We start from the raw sequence: 19,478 nt of genomic DNA, 5'->3' as shown, positions 1-19,478 counted from the left end.
GCTATGAGTCATTTTAAGGCGGAGCCCAATGACTCTGACCACGCCCAGAGGACGTGGTTTTTTATATTAGAATAAACAGAATAGGTCATATAGGTAATCTTATCTGAATTTAAAGAATTGATGTTTCGCAATAGTTCAAGTTTCATCGTCACTAAATAATTTATACCATCTATTCTTGTGTGAGCAATTACAACAACATCTGAAGGTGTGCCTGCTTTTTTTCTACGCCAAATACCTAGCGGGGTATTTACTTAATAAAATTGATGTTTAAAATGGTTAACCCTACCCTCCCCATTCGCGCTGATTTGTAATCGTATTGCAGAAATATTTATTCTAAAGAATAAACCAATACGTGTGACCATTCTTATAATTGTCTCACAACTAAATATTATAACCTAAACAAATAAACCTTATTCTATGTCACTACTGCAAAAGCTAAGTTTATGCTTAATAGTTATGCTATCCGCTAGCCAAATTAATGCTCAAGATCTTTTAATAAAAACCAATAATGATTCAATATTTGGCATTGTAAAAGAAATTGGCGACCTCGAAATTAAATACACGAACCCAGATGTAAGTGAAACCATATTATTTGGGATTGACAAAGCTGATGTAAGCAAAATTTTATTAGAAAATGGTAAAGAATTAACTTTTACCAAAGCCATTAACGACCCTGAAAAATACATCGAGAATAATAAAAACCTTCTAAAGGTCAATTTCCTATCTCCTTTATTTAATAGTTTAAACTTTAGCTATGAACGCAGTTTAGCTCCGGGTAGAAGTATTGAGGCTGCAATAGGAATAATAGGTGTTGGCTACGATATGGATGATACTAACGACCAGGGTGTATTTGCAAAAATAGGCTACAAGTTTATTAAAAGCCCCGATTATTATTTACGCGGTCAAAGATATGCACATCTGTTAAAGGGTGCTTATATTAGGCCTGAAATAGCCATTTCGTACTACCAATTTGATGAGTACTACTATTATTACGATTATAATGGTGGTTACGATAGTTATGGAGGTGGGTATAATTACAATAGCAGTACACCCACAGAAACAAACCTAATGTTTGCTATATTATTAAACTTTGGTAAGCAGTGGGTAATTGACAACGGCTTTGTGGTGGATACCTTTATTGGCTTTGGTTATGGCTTTGGTAATGACGATACTGAACATGGACTTCATAAAGCATTTATTGGTGCTGTTGATGAATTTCCGCTAGCGCTTACTATGGGCATTAGGTTTGGTTGGTGCTTTTAAGTAATTAGAATAATTCCCATACAGGTGCCTTGGAGATGGTTACAAAGCACTCTGCACAACTTACCACGCTCGCGCCAATTTGCAATAGGTGCAATAAAAGCATAAGCTTGCAGACGGAGTGTGAGCAATTGCAGCGGCATCCTTTGTGAGCCCATTATGGCGAAACAAAGATATAGCGGAAAGTGCGACCCGCGTTAACCATGGATGAGAGTTACTTACATGGTTATTAACGAGGGGCACACCATAATTATAATAATGAAACCATTTATTTATTGGAGGATTCCTTGTTTTATGCCGGTGATAAATTCGGCAATATCGCCTTGGCACAGAATGCTCTGGTCGGATATTTGGTAGTTGGCTTGCACATCGTCCATATTTACGCGGATGAGACATGCGTTTGTGAGCTGCTTTGATAATTGCTCAAAGGGCCAACGGATTATTGATGGTGTATTAAAACCTACGCCGAGCTCAAGAAATACTACCTTTTCTTGCTTTATTTGTCGTACATAATTGATGTAGTTATTGTTGGCCGTATGCCAATCGTCGTTTTCTACAAAGTACTGATCTTTGCGAAGGTGAGGCTCTAGGGCTTCGCCACAATTGGGGCAGATTGGTATGAGCGCACTGGGTATTTTACAGTTGCTTTGCTGCGCTGCCATATCGTTTACCATTTTATGGTTGTGGTACAAGGTATTGTTGCAGGGCTTGGAACACTGAAACATGCCATAATCGCCTTGCGTGGCAAATAGCTTGCTGGTATTGAATCCTGCTCTTTGAAATTGCGCATCTACATTGGTGGTTAGCACAAAATAATCTTTGTGTTGCACCACTTCTAGTAGGTCTTTATAAGGCTGACCAACCGGAGCATTGAAACGATTTATTAGAATATGACGCGAAAAGTATGCCCATCGTTCTTCGGGTGTAGCGAAGGGGTAAAAAGCTGCGGAGTACATATCACTTAAGGGATATTTACTGATGAAATCGGCAAAATTATCTTGAAAACGCTTTCCTCCATAATTTAATCCGGCGGCTGTTGATAGGCCAGATCCTGCGCCTATAATAATTTTATCGGCCGCTTTAATACAAGCTATGCTTTGCTCAATTATTTGTTTATCTATCATTTTGCGTTGGCTACTAAAGGTTTATACAATTCATTATCGACATGGGAATAAACATTAAATACCACTTTATTTATGGTGTTGGGATGTTTATGAAGCCACTGACTAACTGTATTTACTGCTATTTGTGCAGCAATATGAGCGGGAAAACCAAATACTCCGGTTGATATGCCGCAAAAAGCAATACTGTTTATCTGCGGCATTTCAGCACATGCTTGCAAACAACTTTCGTAAGCTTTGGCAAGTGCTGAGCGGTGCTGAGGACTTGCATTGCCGTTGGCTATAGGTCCTACGGTGTGTAATACAAATTTTGAAGGTAAATTATAGGCACGCGTAACTTTTACGGCTCCTGTTGGCTCATCGAAACCCTGAAGCTGCATAATAGTATTACAATCATCGCGCAATTGAACACCCGCTGCACTATGTATGGCATTATCGATACAGGCATGCAAAGGACTAAAACAACCTAGCATTTGACTATTGGCAGCGTTTACAATAGCATCGGTAGCTATAGTGGTAATATCGCCCTGCCAAACACTAAGTGCTGTGCCCTTAATATTATTTAATATGGCTGTAGAATCCGCACTGATTACTTGCTTTTCGTTAAGCTCTAACTGAAGTAACTGATTGAGTGTTTCAATATTCTGCGCATCTAAAACTTGTGGATGCAGTGTATTTAATTTAGCATGTAGCGCTCGTCGTTTATCGGCATAGCTATGGGCACTCTCAAGGCCTAATGTTAACAATAAAGAATTAAGCAGGGCTTCTTTGCTTTTACCACTTGGCGTTGATGCAATATAGGGCGAATGCAGATGTATTTGATTTGCGTAATCGCTAATTGTAAGTGCTTGTTTCATGTGTTCAAATTTATTTTTCAATAGTCACATGGAACTCTCAAATAAATTTAATCATCCTCTTGTGTGTAATTTGGATAATTAAATTTACATGTTCGTTTCATATGAGCATTATTTTAAGCCTGGATTATCTAATTCAAATTCGTCGATGGAAAGTGGGATTTCACTTTTAACCAATCGTACTTTTGATAAACTTCGTAAGTTACTTAAACCAATTGTAGCATCCTCAAAGCGATAAATGGCGTGGGTCCAATCGTATAAATCGTATTTTACCTCTAGTACTTTGTTGTACTTGGCAATATCATAAACTATTTGATAGAAATTATGTAACGATTCGTGCGAACTTTTAAATTTAACTTCCTCAATATAATAATTATGATGCCCAATTACCTGCTGCTTACTTCCCACAAACCGTCCTAGCTTTATGTATCTGCTTTGATTGTGCGTTGCGAAATATGACACAAGAATTATGAGTAATATAATGACAAGGAGAATCATAAGCAATTGATGAAAACATTTTAAAATATAGAAAAACCGACCTCGCTAACTTGTGCGAGATCAGTTCTTATGTATTCGCAATATTAGAAGTTAAACTTACCGTTGGTATTTTTAGCTTCTGAATCGGGTACAATTTTTTGAATGGTATCCCAATGCTCTACTACTTTTCCGTCTTCTATTCTGAATAAATCGTAAAAGGCTACTTTCTCTTTCATAAATATTCCTTCAGAAACAGATAGTACAAAGTTTCCTTCGCCTAAAATGAAATGATTTTTTTCGAACACCATTGGCATGCCTGCTTCGGCTAGCGATTGTAGTCCTTCGCCTAAACCTGCTAGTCCATCTTTAATCCCAGGGTTATGTTGCAAATACTGTTCTGTTGAAATATACTCGGTAATTTTATCAGGATTGGCTCCAAAGAAAACATCTTTTATCAGCTTGCTTACCAATTCTTTATTGGCCGCTGTTTTATCAAGGTCAACTACTTTTGTTGTTCCATCAGTTTGGGTACGGCCCGATGCTGTTTCTTGAGCTATTTCTTGCAAATTATCCCAATGTTCAACAATTAAACCGTCCTCGAAACGAAATATATCGATACCTATTTTGGGTCCAAAAAAGTTATACTCGGTATGTGCAATTACATAGTCGCCATCTTCGAAAACACGAACGGTATTGGCTCTGGCACTACCTTCGGGCAAGGCATGAAGAACGGCGCCAAATCCGGCTAAACCATCTGCTACGCCTTGGTTATGCTGTATGTATTTATTGGGGTTAATATAGGCAGCTGCCGAAGGATCGCCTGTTTCTATACTTTTTATTAATGCTACTACTTTTTCTTTGTTTGAAATTTCCATTTGTTTAGATTTTTTATTGTTATTATTTATTGCGCTTAGCGATGAGAATGCCAGTACTAAAATGCTTAATGCTACTGTTAATGTTTTCATGATCAATTGTTTTAATTTGAGTTATCAATTATTTACATTACAAAGATGCGGCAATAAGCAAAGGCGATAAAGGTAAGTTTGAGCCCTTAAATGATAGATTTGCGCCAAGGGCTGATTTTTGGGGATGAATGACGTGAGATGTAAGAATATTAGCACAAAAAAAAAGCAGAACCATTAGGTAAATGATGCTGCTTTTGATTAGTAATTATAAAATTTGAATCCAAAGTTGTGATTTGTTAATAAGCACTAAGGGATTTCATCCCTTAAACCCTGACTTACTTTTTGTTCTTGATGACAAAAACTAAGCCTACCTGCCGGTAGGCAGGGAAAAAACATCAAGGCTGCTTTTTAAATATCTTTTTTATTATGCTAAAACTTAAGTGCGGCTGGGCGATCTTCGAGCAAAGCTCTCAGCTTCCCAGTCTTACTAAAGTTTTAACACAAACAAAAGTCATTTAAAAATGAGGCCAACAAAACAAGGCGCTCTAAATAAACTTTTTCAATTCTTGATTTCTATTAGTTATTTTCTCTAAACTCTGAAGGTGTAGCATTAGCATGTTTTCTGAAATACTTTATAAAGTTGGTGGGTTCATCATAACCTAGCTCATAAGCAATTTCCTTTATGGCCTGATTACTATGCACCAATAATCGCTTGGCTTCGAGCACTACTCGCTCATCAATAATTTGCTTTGGGGTTTTGGCAAGTAAAGCGCTACATGCCTTGTTTAGCTGCTTATCGGATAGGCTTAACTCCGAGGCATAATAATGAACGGACTTCTCCTGCCTAAAGTTTTGTTCTAACAGATCTTTAAACAAAACCACATAATCGAGATTGGCACTTGGGGCTAGTTCTTTAAATCCTTGCTTGCGCATTTCGCGTTCAGAGATGAGCAAAAATACATGCAATAGATTATGCAATATCATATTCTGCGCACTATCGGGCTCTTTGATAAACTCGGTTTCAATGGCATTTACCAAGGCTTTTAACCCTGCTGCTTGCATACTAATTTTAAACCGTGCGGTTTGATACAAATCGCTAAACAGCATACTGGTGTTTAGATATTGCAAATCGTGATGGTTTTTACAAAAGAAGGTATTGGTAAAAATAATACACTTGCCTTGGTAGTTACAGTTAATGTCGTACTTATTAACACTATTTTGGGCTACAAATATTACGGTATTATCTTCCACTTCAACCGGACTAAAATCAACGTAATGTGTACCACTTCCCTTCTCAATCCATAAAATATGGTAAAACTGTGCACGATGCGCAACAGTCATCATTTCCTTTTTGCGAGAAAGAATTTCTTCTAAATCCAGAATCTCGAATTCGTGATTGAGGCCTTCTTTAAAGTGATATCTTTTTATGATGTCGTCCATTGTTCTGTATTTATAGATAAAGGTAGAAAAACAAGATAAATAATGTATACAGATAGAATTTATAATAGAATAGCTAGGACATTAAGTTAAATTTATATATTTGCATCAACTTAAGTTAAATAGGTATCTTATAATACCTAGTAACCCTAATCACCTATACTATGAATAACATTAATTCCATCCCAGAAGGTAAACTGAGATTCGACACCCTTGATATAGCAAAAGGGTTAGGTATAATACTAGTCGTTTATGGACATGTTGCACGGGGCATTAATTCATCAGGAATTGAGTTTAAACTATTTGAGAAGTTTGATAATGCTATTTATGCATTTCACATGCCATTATTTTTTCTGATTTCAGGTTTTCTTTTTCAAAAAAGCATTAGTAAACCGAAAAAAAGAATTTTCTTATCAAAACTTGATACGATATTATACCCTTACTTGATTTGGAGCTTTTTGCAAATATGCATTCAGTATATTCTATCCAATTTAATTAACGGAACTGTTGATATTATTGATGTATATACTTTTTTTCTACCTAGATCACAATTTTGGTTTTTACTTGCATTATTTGCAATTATGACAATAACATTGTTCTTAACAAAACGGCATAAAAATTTATATCTATTAGTATCATCTATCTTATCTATCCTTTTGATAATTATTCCTCTTAATCTAGAATTTGCAGATCAAATCACTGGCAACATATTGTTTTTTAACATAGGAATAGTCTTAAGTACAAATAGACCAAAATTTTATAAACTAATTGAAAATAGAACCCTTTTAATTATTAATAGCATCATATTTATAGTCTTAGAGATATTGTTATTTAATTTAAAAGAATCTTCTATAATTAATCAATTAATATTAGCAATCAGTGGCAGCATTCTCATAATTCAAATCTCCAATAAGAGATTCATGAATATAAATTTCCTAAAAGAACTTGGCCAACAATCGCTTGTAATATATATCCTACATATACTTGTTGGTAGTGGTACCAGAGTGATTCTATTAAAAATATTCAAATTAGATAATTTACACGTTCATCTATTCATTGGTACATTATTTGGAGTTTTTATCCCATTCCTATTGTATAAACTTGGTTTTACAAAACGATTAAGTTTCCTTTTCACCCCTCCTAAAGCAAAAGAGAAAGACACCTCTACTGATAAAAACATTAACGAAGTATACCAATAACCTAAGTATGAGAACTTAAATCTTTAAGGTTATCTAACAGCATTGTTATGTAAGCGATTGCAGCGGCATCCTTTGTGAGCCCCCTTTGGCGAAACAAAGATATAGCGGAAAGCGCGACCCGAGTTTTTCACGAGGGGCACACCATAATCACATTATTAATAAATATTTCCTCTGCAAGTATAAATTGTGTTTATAGCGGTTTGCTACAGTTTTTACCCATGTATTTTACTTACACTCCCCCCTGCTTTATTAAAACCAAGGTTAGCGTACCATATATATTAAATCTATATTTACATCGTTTACTATAATTATTATTTTTAATGATGACAAAATTAAAAACCCTATCAACACTAGTTTTAATGTGCAGTGTAGCAATTTGCTTTGCACAAAAAAAACCCACCTTTAAACGAGGTGAAGATCCAAAACCCAAAGACAAAAGATGGGTACTTATTGAAGAAATGTCGGATGAGTTTAATGGTGATGAAATTGATGAAAAAAAATGGCAAATCTCCGGACAAGGATGGATTGGACGCCCTCCCGGTCTCTTCTTAGCTGAAAATATTAAGCTTAAAGACGGACTACTTCATGCAGAAACCTGTTTACTCAAAGACTCTGTTGTTAAAAACAATAAAACTTATACCCACGGTGGAGCCTATGTGGGCTCAAGAGCAGGGACTACGTATGGCTATTTTGAGGCTAGAATGAAAGCCAACAAAACATTTATGTCTTCAACTTTTTGGCTTATTAATAGTGCAAGAGGCAAAAAAGGTTGCGATAAACGAACTACGGAGCTGGATATACAAGAGTGTGTTGGAACCATAACCGGAAAAGGAAAATGGCTACAAGGATTTAACGAGAGAATGAACGCTAACAACCACAGCCGAAATATTCCGGAAGGTTGTGACTACAAAAAAGGAACTGCGCCTGTAAAAGGTAACTTGAAAAATGGATTGGTAACAGACGATTTCCATGTTTATGCGGTTTGGTGGAAAAGTAAAAGTGAGATTCTTTTTTTCCAAGATGGAGAATTGCTTGGTACTACAGCACCTCCTGCCGATTTTGACCTAGAAATGCATCTTAGAATGGTGGTAGAAACTTACGATTGGAATCCGGTACCCGAAGGTGGTGGAATGGACTTTAACCTCCAAGATCGCACAACATACTATGACTGGGTGAGATCATGGAAACTAGAAGATAAGTAAAACCAGGCTTAGGCAGCAACTTATTTAAGAGCATTATACTAATTCTACATAAAAATAGAATTGATATTACATCATAAAACAATAAGCCTTGGAGAACGAATTCTTCAAGGCTTATATATTTTATTGTACTCTTAGTATTTTTAGATGTTGGCCACTGCGCTGTTGATGCGTGCAATGGTTTCTTCTTTACCAATAAGTTCAGCAATGGTCATTAAATCAGGACCGAAACCACCACCTACTAAGGCCAAACGGAAGGCATTCATCACCAACCCAAAACCTAGGCCTTTGGCTTCGATTTGCGCTGCAATGGCTTCTTTAATGGCATCGGCATTCCAATCAGATACTTGCTCAAGTACGGTTGGTAATTCTGTCATAAAAGCTGGCACATCGCCTTTCCAACGTTTTTTTACCACTTTGGCATCGTACTCAACCGGCGCTTGGAAAAAGAAGAAGGTTTGCTCCCATAAATCGGCCACAAAAGTAGCACGCTCTTTTACCAATGCAATGGCTTGGATCACCAAAGCTTTATCGGCTGATACACTTTTTTCGGCCAATATCGGCTCAAATAAAGTATAGATCTCCTCGTCGGATTTTGATACCAAATATTGGTGATTGAACCACTTGGCTTTTTCGGGATCAAAACGTGCGCCTGACTTATTAACACGCTCCAAAGAGAAGGCTTGTATTAACTCGTCCATGGTGAAAATTTCTTTCTCGGTACCATCGTTCCAACCCAATAGCGATAATAGATTTACAACGGCATCGGGCAAATAACCCGACTCGCGGTAACCTGAGGCTACTTCGCCACCTTCAGGACGCCACTCGATTGGGAACACTGGGAAACCTGCTTTATCGCCATCACGCTTGCTTAGTTTTCCTTTTCCGGTAGGCTTTAAAATTAATGGCAGGTGCGCAAATTCGGGGCGCTCGTTCTCCCATCCTAAAGCTTTATATAACATTACGTGCAGTGGCATTGATGGTAACCACTCTTCACCACGTATAACGTGCGATATTTTCATTTGGTAATCGTCGACCACATTGGCCAAGTGATAGGTTGGTAAACCATCTGACTTAAAGATTACCTTATCATCGAGAATTGAGGTGTTGAATCTTACTTCACCACGAATTAAATCTGTTGCTTTAACTTCGGTATCCTCGGGCATTTTAAAACGAACCACATAAGGTGTTCCGTCGGCAATTAATTGCTTAACCTCGTCGGCTGATAGCGATAGTGAGTTGCGTAGGTCTTTACGCGTGTGCATGTCGTACGAAAACTTACTTTTTTCAGCTTCGGCCTTTTCGCGTAAAGCGTCTAACTCTTCAGCTGTATCGAAGGCGTAATACGCCCAACCGTCGTTAATTAATTGATCGGTATAAGAAAGGTAAATTTCTTTGCGCTCCGATTGCTTATATGGGCCATACTCGCCACCTTGTGCCACACCCTCATCGATAGTCATACCCAACCACCCAAGAGATTCGTTGATGTATGCTTCTGCTCCTTCAACAAATCGGGTTTGATCGGTATCTTCGATACGAAGAATGAAATCGCCACCATGCTTTTTGGCAAATAAATAATTGAATAACGCTGTACGAACGCCACCTATATGTAATGGTCCTGTTGGACTTGGGGCAAAACGAACTCTTACCTTTCTGTCAGTCATATCTTATTTTTTTTGCAAAGATAATTGAAAAACAGATACTACAAAGGTGTATTGATAAGAGTTGGTATAAAACAAAAAAGCGGAAAGGTTAAAAACCAATCCGCTTACTTTATTATATTTTAGATATCTAAATTATCCACATTTAGATGAACCACAATCGTGACAAATCAAACAACCTTCTTGATAAGTTAAGTTTTCTGATTTACAGTTTTCACAAGTTCCTTTTTTAGCTTTTGTTCCGTCTGGAATATATTTTTTAAGTGCGCGCTCAACACCATTCTTCCAGGTATTGATAGACTCACTATCTAACTGAAGACCTGAAACTAAGTTAATGGCATCTGGAATTGGCATTCCGTGACGAAGAACTCCTGAAATTAATTTGGCGTAGTTCCAGAATTCCTTATCAAACTTATGACTTAAACCTTCAATGGTTGTTTTATAACCACGCTTGTTTTGAAATTGGAAATCGTAACGTGATGTTCCATCCTCATCTCTACTCTTAATGATTGTACCGTTCTGAACTGATTTTGGTAATAAGATACCATCCTCATCATCAGCTAAACCAGTAAATATCTCGTAAGGATTTCCATCAATTAATCCTACAAAAGCAATCCACTTTTCTTTATTATTTTGGAAACGAACTACATCTGCTTCAAGCTCAATAGGACGTTTTTTCATAATCGTCATCTTCTCTTCTTTCTCTTCCTCCTTTTTAGTATCAGCTACTAAAACTCCAGCACGAGAACCATCACGATAAACAGTAACACCCTTACATCCGCTTTTCCAAGCTTCAACATAAAGGTTACCCACCAACTCTTCAGTAGCATCAGCAGGTAAGTTAATGGTTACACTAATTGAGTGATCCACCCACTTTTGTACACCTCCTTGCATACGTACTTTATTCAACCAATCTACATCGTTAGAAGTAGCCTTATAATATGGAGATTCTGCAATAAGAACATCTAACTCTTCTTGCGTGTAATTTTTAGTTGTTGAATACCCTTTTGCTTCCATCCAAGTAACAAACTTATGATGGAATACAACATATTCTTCCCAACTATCGCCAACCTCATCAATAAAATCAACGCGAACTTCAGCATCATTAGGATTTACCTTACGACGACGCTTGTAAACTGGCATAAACACCGGCTCAATACCTGAAGAGGTTTGTGTCATTAAACTAGTAGTTCCGGTAGGGGCAATAGTTAATAAGGCAATATTTCTACGGCCATAAGTTTTCATATCTTTTGCCAACTGATGATCAGCCTCGAACAAGCGGTTGATGAAAGGATTTTGTGCTTCTTTTTTAGCATCAAAAATTGGGAATGCACCACGCTCTTTAGCCATACTCACTGATGAGCGATATGCAGCAAGAGCTAATTCTTTATGTACTTGAATAGAAAAATCAACAGCATCATCACTACCATAGCGTAATCCTAAAGCAGCTAACATATCACCTTCTGCAGTGATACCAACTCCTGTACGACGTCCTTCTTCCGCTTTAGTACGAATGTTAATCCATAGATTCTTTTCAACAGCCTTTACCTCTTCAGACTCAGGATCTTCGTCTATTTTTGCAATAATAGCATCAATCTTTTCTAATTCAAGATCGATAATATCATCCATGATACGTTGGGCATAACCCACATGTTTTTTGAATTTCTCAAAGTCGAATTTAGCCTTATCTGTAAATGGGTCGTTAACATACGAATATAAGTTAACTGCAATTAACCGACAGCTATCATATGGACATAATGGAATTTCACCACATGGGTTAGTTGATACTGTTCCGTAACCTAAATCTGCATACGAATCAGGTACCGACTCACGTATAATAGTATCCCAAAATAAGATACCTGGTTCAGCTGATTTCCATGCATTATGAACAATTTTATTCCACAATGAACTTGCATCAACCTCTTTTGTATATTTTGGATTTTTAGAATCTATTGGATATTGTTGACCATAAGGCGTACCATCAACAACAGATTGCATAAATCCATCATCTATTTTTACAGATACATTGGCTCCTGTAATCTTGCCCTGCTCTAACTTAGCATCAATAAACGACTCTGAATCAGGATGCTTAACTGATACACTTAACATTAATGCACCTCTACGACCGTCTTGTGCAACCTCACGAGTAGAGTTTGAGTAACGCTCCATAAAAGGTACAATACCTGTAGAAGTTAAGGCCGAATTCTTAACAGGAGAACCTTTCGGACGAATATGTGACAAATCATGCCCTACTCCACCTCTACGTTTCATTAACTGAACCTGCTCTTGGTCAATTTTCATAATACCTCCGTAAGAGTCAGATTTTCCATCATTACCAATTACAAAACAGTTAGATAGCGATCCAATTTGAAATTGATTTCCAATCCCTGCCATTGGTCCACCTTGAGGAACTATGTATTTAAATCGATCAAACAATTCAAACAACTCATCTTCCGACATTGGATTAGCATACTTCTTTTCGACTCTAGCAATTTCAGAAGCTAAACGACGGTGCATCATATTAGGATCTAATTCGTAGATATTACCATCTGAATCTTTCAGTGCGTATTTGTTAACCCAAACACGTGCTGCTAGCTCGTCACCTTCAAAATATTTTAATGCTGCTTCGAATGCATCATCATTTGTGTAGAGAGATGTTTTTTCATCGTTTTTTTTGCCGATTTGTGAAACTGCCATAGTATCGAAATTTATTAAGTATCTTATTTTGTTGTGATTATAAAAATTGGCTGTTGCTATTTTGTATGTTGTAAATGTAATGAAGGGAACTATTTTTGGCAAGGATAACTTTTAAACACAACGCAAAGTTGTCCAAAAAAACAAGCTTAAAACCTACTACACAACCCTTTATGTTTTTCAAAAAACTATAAAGTTGTCCAAAAAGTATTTTTTATCAACAGTTATCAACAAATAACTTCCAACTATTGGAATATATAAATAGAGAGTGTATGGTGATTTTTTTATAAATAAGACCCAAAAATGGTTAATTTCCTATAACAAGATTTTGCCTTCCAAAATATGGAAAAGTAATAAACACATCTCAATAATTATCTATAAAAAAGAAGATTTACGACTAACGGTCTACTCTAAAAGTTTTGATAGAATTGCCTGAGTTGCACCACGCATTTTAGTAACGTAATCTTTTGAGGCATCTTGAGCACTGTTTAAAACAACACTATCATTGAGTAGGGTATTTACGTTCGCATCAAACTCTGATTGGTTGTTAATACAGAAAGCTCCTTTTAATTCAATCAGATCACACGCCTCTTGATACTTTTTATATTTTGGCCCAAACAAAACAGGTAACCCAAAGGTACTTGCTTCAATTGTATTATGAATACCACTGCCAAAACCTCCTCCAATATATGCGATGGTTCCGTATTGATACATTGAGGAAAGCATACCCATTGTATCCACAATCAAAACCTGAATCTTTGACAAGTCAACTCCCTCAGCCTTGGTATAGCGTATACTTGGAACATTTAGCTGCGACTCAATTTGAGCAATATGATCTTCATGAATTTCGTGAGGCGCCAACAGTAGCTTTACATTTGGATTATTATGGATATAGTTTATTAATAACTTTTCGCCTGCAGGCCATGAACTACCACCAATGATCACCTTGCAATCACTTGTAAACTCTTTGACCAATTCGTAAGTCTTTGCATTTTTAGATATTTCGTATACACGATCAAAACGCGTATCTCCTGCAACTTCAACATTACTTATACTAATAGACTGTAATAAATTCTCTGATTGCTGGTCTTGCACGTAAAGTTTTGTAAAAAAAGTCAACATCTTTCGATTAAAACCTCCGTACCACTTAAAGAAGATATGTTCCGGGCGAAATATTGAAGATACAGAGTAAATCTCAATATTAAGATTTGACAGTGTTTTAAGATAATGATACCAAAACTCATATTTAACAAAGACAACTTTTCGAGGATTAATGGCTGAAATAAAACGCTTAACCAACTTTGGTTTATCTGCAGGCAAATAAAAAACATAATCAGCATACTCGTAGTCTTTCTGCACCTCATAACCCGAGGGCGAAAAAAAGGTAAGTACTATTTTCTGGGATGCATCCTTCTGTTTGATTGCCTCCATAATAGGCCTTCCTTGCTCAAATTCTCCTAATGATGCACAATGAATCCAAATGGTTTTTTCATTAAGGTTGAGGCTCTCTATTGCCTTCATAGTTTCTTTTCTACCATGATGAAGCTTGTTAGCCTTATCTTTAAATGGTGCCAAAACACGCAATACAAAACCGAAAAACTGAATTCCTAAATTATAGATGAGCAACATATCTTATTAAACTAGATTATAATTTTCGCAAAGGTAAATATTTGAGCATAAAAAAAGCCCTGCTAATGCAGAGCTTTATAATATGATAGTAATAAAATTACTTAGTTACAGCTTCAACACCTGGAAGAACTTTTCCTTCTAAGTACTCTAAAGAAGCACCACCACCTGTTGAAATATGGCTCATTTTGTCAGCTAATCCACTTTGGTTAACAGCAGCAACAGAATCACCACCACCAATAATAGAAGTTGCAGCAGAAGCAGCAACAGCTTCACAAACACCAAATGTTCCTTTTGAGAAGTTAGGCATTTCAAAACATCCCATTGGGCCATTCCAAACAATAGTTTTAGCACCTGCAATTTCTGCAGAATATGCTTTTACTGTATCAGGACCAACATCAAGTGCCATTCTTCCTTCTGGAATTTCAACACCTACAACTTGAATATCTGCATCATCAGCAAATTTGTCAGCAGCTAAGTTATCTGTAGGTAACATAAAGTTAACTCCTTTAGCTTTAGCATCAACTAAAATTTGTTTTGCAGTATCAATTAAATCATCCTCAACTAAAGAACCACCAATTCCGTGACCTTGAGCTTTTAAGAATGTATAAGCCATACCACCACCAATAAGGATAGTATCTACTTTTTCGATTAATGATTTTAATACCTCTAATTTACCAGAAACTTTAGCACCACCTACGATAGCAACAAAAGGACGCTCTGGATTAGAAACAGTATCACCTAAAAATTTGATTTCTTTATCTAACAGGTAACCTGCCATTTTTTCGTCGAAATATTTAGCGATAATAGTAGTAGAAGCGTGAGCACGGTGAGCTGTACCAAAAGCATCGTTTACATATACATCAGCTAATTCTGAAAGTTGCTTAGAGAATTCCTCTTCGCCTTTAGTCTCAGCATTGTGGAAACGTAAGTTTTCTAATAACATTACTTCTCCCATTTTAAGATCATCAGCCATAGCCTTAACCTCAGCACCAACACAGTCAGGAGCCATTTTTACATCAACACCTAATTTAGCAGATAAATGTGCTACCACGTGCTTTAATGAGAATTTTTCTTGTACTTCTCCCTTTGGACGACCAAGGTGAGACATTAAGATTACAGCACCACCGTCAGCTAATACTTTTTTGATAGTTGGAAGAGCTGCTAAAATACGAGTGTCATCAGTAATCTCGAATTTATCGTTTAACGGCACGTTAAAATCCACACGGATAATCGCCTTTTTTCCTGAGAAATTATAAGTTTCAATTGCAGGCATGTTAATAAAATTATATGGTTATTATAAAATAAAATTCAATTCAGTATGGTGCTATACCTTAACTCATAAACACCATTTATCACTTGTTGCGCAAATATAACCAAACTAAGTTTAAAAATGATATAAATTAGCTTTTAGAAAGCACTAACAAAAGTTAATTAACCCAGCTTAAATTGATCAATTAACACTTTTAAAGTTTCATCCTTAATTTTTGGTCCATATACAACAAACCAGTCGTTTAACAAATTTGCTCGGTTATAATCAAAACGCAATTCCGATTTCCAATTAATAAAACGAGCACCCGCAGCTTCAGCTACTGCCTGACCTGCGGCCGTATCCCATTCCATAGTAGGCCCAAGACGCGGATATATATCTGCAACACCTTCTGCTACTTTACAAATTTTTAATGAGCTCCCAACTGATAAGAAATCAATTGACCCATATTCATTTTTTAATAGATCAACAAACTCTTCAGTTTCTTTTGAGAGATGACTTACGCTTGCCATAACTTGTAGGCTAACATTATTGGCACGAGATGGAAGTTTAACCTTCTCCTGATTTAGAAAACTCGAACAATTTTCATTTTCCCAGTTACCTGATAGAATTACTTTAAAGGCCCCTTCTTCTAATGACCCATAATATAATTCACCCTTAGCCGGCACAAACACAACTCCTAAGACAGGATAGTTATTCTCAACCAAGGCAATATTTACGGTAAACTCACCCGTTTTTTTTATGAATTCTTTTGTGCCATCAATAGGGTCGACAACCCATAATTTATCCCAATCTTTTCTCGATTCATAAGAATCATGCTTACCCTCTTCGCTTAATATTGGAATTTGAGTTGAAGTTAAAGCCTCAACAATAATATTATGAGCAGCTTTATCAGCAAGGGTTAGAGGTGAATTATCGCCTTTAATCTCAACACCAAAATCACCACTTCTATAAATTTCCATTATTGCTTTACCCGCATTAACGGTAGCCTCAATGGCCTTATTTAATAAATCACTCATATTGTTATATTATTATTTTCATCTTACTTTTAGAGTTCCACCTAAAAGGTTCCTTACCAACACCTGAAATAGCAAGAAGGCCTGGCGAATTACCTTCTGATATTGCGCCAAAATTATTCCTATTAAAAAAGTCTAATATCGATTCGGAAGAAATTAAATCAGCATACGCATTATAATCTTCCGCATTTAACTCAGAAAAACTGGTCAATCGCGGTAAAGCTTTAATCAACTCATTTAGTTCAGAAATATTATTAAGGTCGCATTTTACAGAGATATTACCCGCTTTCACAAATTGTCTTAATCTCAATAATTGCTCCTCTATATCTTGCAAAAAGAAAGAGGAGGATACCGATGAAATTAGTTTAGGAACAACTAAACCATTTACGTGCTCCATAAAGGGTTCTTCAGAAAATTGAACACGCTCACGAACCTCAATAATTCTTCCAGAGGTATCAAAGGTGATAACCGGAAATTTACCAATACTATTGTCTGGTCTAAGGTAATAATGAGATGCTATTTTCCTCATTCAATAGAAGTGTATCAACGGGTGGAATAAATTCTAATTCAATTTGCTTAACACGAGCTTTTATCAACTCTGTTGTATCATGATTCAAAAGGTATCCCGATATTTTCACAATTGTATCATTACCCTCCTTACCAACAAATAACTCAGCTTTTGTATTATTATAAGTAGATGGCAGGTGATATTGTAATGTATCAAAACTACTATCCTTATACATGGCAATTAATTCTAACTTTACACTATCGGCTAAGTTCCCTTTTAGGAACTGATAAAAGGCACTTAATCGATAAGAGTCTGCATCAATAGTATCAACATCAAATTCAAAAGGAATTCTTCGATCAATAGTATCCTTATCATTAATACTAAATTTCTTATCAAGTTTCCAGATATTTCTACGCTCTTTCTCTTTGCGAATAGACTCTTCTTTCGCTTTTTGATCCTTAACTATCTGTTGCCATTCGGCCTCTTTATGCCCTAATTTTGAAAGAACACTTTCATAAACTTCTTGATAAATCTGAGGATGTGATAAATACCATGAAGTTATGGTATCAAATAATTCTTCTGTAAGATTATGCTTCTCCAATACACCTTGGTAATAAGCCGAAGCCTTAGAGTCAATATCTTTATTATTCAAACGTAACTGACTAATAGTCGCCTCTGATAAATGAACATCAGCAAGTATTTCAGCAAACTCTTCTTCATCGGGGAACCCCTTAGGTAGTCTATCTTGAATACAAGAGACCAAGCAAGTAGCTATTGCCAAAAGAATTATTAAATATTTCATATGCATAGAAGACAAAGTATAATGCTATTAATGCCCATCAGCTCTCACCATTGTACGAATGGTTTTTAGAAAGATTACAAAGTCTAATTTAAGAGACCAATTATCAATATAATCCAAATCCATTTTCATCCACTCCTCAAAGGAAATATTATTACGACCTGAAACCTGCCACGTACAAGTGATACCAGGTTTCATAGATAACCTACGCAGTTGCCAACGTTCGTATTCTTTTACCTCCTGCGGTACTGGTGGACGCGGACCTACAATGGACATGTCACCTAATAAAACATTGAAAAATTGAGGTAACTCATCTAAACTTGTTTTACGAAGAAACTTACCAATACTCGTAATCCTTGGATCATTTTTCATCTTAAAAACAGGACCGTCCATTTCATTATCCTCCATAAGCTTTTTCTTAAGCTCCTCGGCATTGGTTACCATTGTTCTAAACTTATAAGCATAAAATTTACGACCTCGTAAGCCAACCCTTTTTTGCTTAAAAAACACAGGCCCTTTAGAAGTAAACATTATCAACAAAGAAATAATTACAAATACAGGTGAGGCCAAAATTATAATAGTAAATGAAGTCATAAAATCAGCTACAGCCTTAATTCGCATTGCCAAATAATCCATAGGAGTATTTGCAATTGTTAATAAAGGCATGGTGCTATAATGATGTATATGCGCTTTACTTTTTAATTTATTAAAAAGAGGAGAGTACATTCTAAATGTTACACCAACTTCGGAACATGAGAAAATTAGTCGTTCGATGGCCTCAACATTCATACCATCTTCAATCAAAATTAACTCATCGATGGTTTTTTGCTCAAGAATCTGATCGATATCGCTATCCATAGACAACCATGTAAATTGATTGCCATATTTTTCCTTTAATTTTTCATCTCCTATGATAGCTGTAATCTTGTAGCCCCATTCTTTATATTTTATCACTTGATCAATAAAAGAACTGGCAGAATGATCACCCATAATAATTATAGACCGTGAGTTACGTCCATGTAATCGCGCCCTTTTAAAGAATGAATATATCAAAACTTTAAAACTGAACATTAACAGCAAATTTACACCAGCAAAATATATTAAAGGATCAATACCCACATAGTATAAATCAAAGCCAAGAACAGCTAAACCAAGAATACCAACACCAATGCCGACAAGACTTACACAATTAAAAAAAATAGCTGAGTATGGCCGAGATCTATGTATCTGTGCTAATCTAAAATACTTACCTAATGTAAACCAAACAAATGCTATAATGAGATGCAGTATAACAGAATCTTTATATCTAAGAAAGGAAAAATGACCAAAGTATAAAAATAAGGATAAGTTAAAAGATACCCATCCGATTAATACTTCTATGATTGCAAGAAAATTATTTACTACTGATTCTTTTTGTCTCAGCATCTATTTAAGTTTATGGTATTATTGATC

General features: G+C 36.1%; 16 protein-coding genes. 3 read left to right on the top strand and 13 right to left on the bottom strand.

What is annotated here, in order from left to right; translation table 11 throughout:
* Nucleotides 1-417: 417 nt before the first annotated feature.
* Nucleotides 418-1,263: a hypothetical protein gene (locus tag QMO11_RS20705; protein WP_282039779.1), complete on the top strand. Its 846-nt coding sequence runs from the start codon at nt 418-420 to the stop codon at nt 1,261-1,263.
* Nucleotides 1,264-1,532: 269 nt separating this feature from the next.
* On the opposite strand, the gene QMO11_RS20700 is transcribed toward QMO11_RS20705, so the two are convergent.
* The 5 genes from QMO11_RS20700 to QMO11_RS20680 all read right to left on the bottom strand — a co-directional run bounded on the left by QMO11_RS20700 (nt 1,533) and on the right by QMO11_RS20680 (nt 6,057).
* The gene (locus QMO11_RS20700) at nt 1,533-2,384 is read right to left on the bottom strand and encodes an SIR2 family NAD-dependent protein deacylase (RefSeq protein WP_282039778.1); all 852 of its coding nucleotides are present in this window, start codon (nt 2,382-2,384) and stop codon (nt 1,533-1,535) included.
* Complete coding sequence (locus QMO11_RS20695) at nt 2,381-3,238, bottom strand: protein-ADP-ribose hydrolase (protein WP_282039777.1); 858 nt, start codon at nt 3,236-3,238, stop codon at nt 2,381-2,383. The genes QMO11_RS20700 and QMO11_RS20695 overlap by 4 nt, the downstream gene beginning before the upstream one ends.
* 108 nt (nt 3,239-3,346) lie before the next feature.
* Nucleotides 3,347-3,643 (bottom strand): hypothetical protein, encoded by a 297-nt coding sequence (locus QMO11_RS20690; RefSeq protein ID WP_075603517.1) that lies wholly within the window; start codon nt 3,641-3,643, stop codon nt 3,347-3,349.
* A gap of 173 nt (nt 3,644-3,816) precedes the next feature.
* Nucleotides 3,817-4,677 carry a nuclear transport factor 2 family protein gene (locus QMO11_RS20685; protein WP_282039776.1) on the bottom strand — a complete coding sequence of 287 codons (861 nt, stop codon included), beginning with the start codon at nt 4,675-4,677 and terminating at the stop codon, nt 3,817-3,819.
* A 516-nt stretch (nt 4,678-5,193) separates the two neighbouring features.
* Nucleotides 5,194-6,057, bottom strand: coding sequence for an AraC family transcriptional regulator (locus QMO11_RS20680; protein ID WP_282039774.1), 864 nt, complete (start codon nt 6,055-6,057; stop codon nt 5,194-5,196).
* Between the two features lie 161 nt (nt 6,058-6,218).
* Here QMO11_RS20680 and QMO11_RS20675 point away from each other — a divergent pair, with 161 nt between their 5' ends.
* Both QMO11_RS20675 and QMO11_RS20670 read left to right on the top strand, forming a co-directional pair.
* Complete coding sequence (locus QMO11_RS20675) at nt 6,219-7,253, top strand: acyltransferase family protein (RefSeq protein ID WP_282039773.1); 1,035 nt, start codon at nt 6,219-6,221, stop codon at nt 7,251-7,253.
* Between the two features lie 320 nt (nt 7,254-7,573).
* Nucleotides 7,574-8,455: a family 16 glycosylhydrolase gene (locus QMO11_RS20670; protein ID WP_282039772.1), complete on the top strand. Its 882-nt coding sequence runs from the start codon at nt 7,574-7,576 to the stop codon at nt 8,453-8,455.
* A gap of 140 nt (nt 8,456-8,595) precedes the next feature.
* Here QMO11_RS20670 and gltX read toward each other — a convergent pair whose 3' ends face one another.
* The 8 genes from gltX to QMO11_RS20630 form a co-directional block, all read right to left on the bottom strand.
* Nucleotides 8,596-10,116 (bottom strand): glutamate--tRNA ligase, encoded by a 1,521-nt coding sequence (gene gltX / locus QMO11_RS20665; RefSeq protein ID WP_282039771.1) that lies wholly within the window; start codon nt 10,114-10,116, stop codon nt 8,596-8,598.
* 132 nt (nt 10,117-10,248) lie between these two features.
* Nucleotides 10,249-12,810, bottom strand: a complete 2,562-nt coding sequence (locus QMO11_RS20660) for an adenosylcobalamin-dependent ribonucleoside-diphosphate reductase (RefSeq protein ID WP_282039770.1) — start codon at nt 12,808-12,810, stop codon at nt 10,249-10,251.
* A 402-nt stretch (nt 12,811-13,212) separates the two neighbouring features.
* Nucleotides 13,213-14,436, bottom strand: a complete 1,224-nt coding sequence (locus QMO11_RS20655; protein ID WP_282039768.1) for a 3-deoxy-D-manno-octulosonic acid transferase — start codon at nt 14,434-14,436, stop codon at nt 13,213-13,215.
* A 97-nt stretch (nt 14,437-14,533) separates the two neighbouring features.
* On the bottom strand, nt 14,534-15,709 hold the full coding sequence (locus QMO11_RS20650) for a phosphoglycerate kinase (protein WP_282039767.1): 1,176 nt from the start codon (nt 15,707-15,709) through the stop codon (nt 14,534-14,536).
* A gap of 158 nt (nt 15,710-15,867) precedes the next feature.
* On the bottom strand, nt 15,868-16,722 hold the full coding sequence (gene cysQ, locus QMO11_RS20645; RefSeq protein ID WP_282039765.1) for a 3'(2'),5'-bisphosphate nucleotidase CysQ: 855 nt from the start codon (nt 16,720-16,722) through the stop codon (nt 15,868-15,870).
* 4 nt (nt 16,723-16,726) lie between these two features.
* Nucleotides 16,727-17,248 (bottom strand): hypothetical protein, encoded by a 522-nt coding sequence (locus QMO11_RS20640; protein WP_282039763.1) that lies wholly within the window; start codon nt 17,246-17,248, stop codon nt 16,727-16,729.
* Nucleotides 17,217-18,029: a DUF4296 domain-containing protein gene (locus QMO11_RS20635; protein WP_282039762.1), complete on the bottom strand. Its 813-nt coding sequence runs from the start codon at nt 18,027-18,029 to the stop codon at nt 17,217-17,219. Before QMO11_RS20635 ends, QMO11_RS20640 begins: the two co-directional genes overlap by 32 nt.
* Nucleotides 18,030-18,056: 27 nt before the next feature.
* Nucleotides 18,057-19,451, bottom strand: coding sequence for a sugar transferase (locus QMO11_RS20630; RefSeq protein ID WP_282039761.1), 1,395 nt, complete (start codon nt 19,449-19,451; stop codon nt 18,057-18,059).
* Nucleotides 19,452-19,478: the final 27 nt, after the last annotated feature.

Origin of the sequence: Saccharicrinis aurantiacus, assembly GCF_947489045.1 — a bacterium.
Classification (GTDB): domain Bacteria; phylum Bacteroidota; class Bacteroidia; order Bacteroidales; family Marinilabiliaceae; genus Saccharicrinis; species Saccharicrinis aurantiacus.
This window is presented reverse-complemented; position numbering and strand designations above follow the sequence as displayed.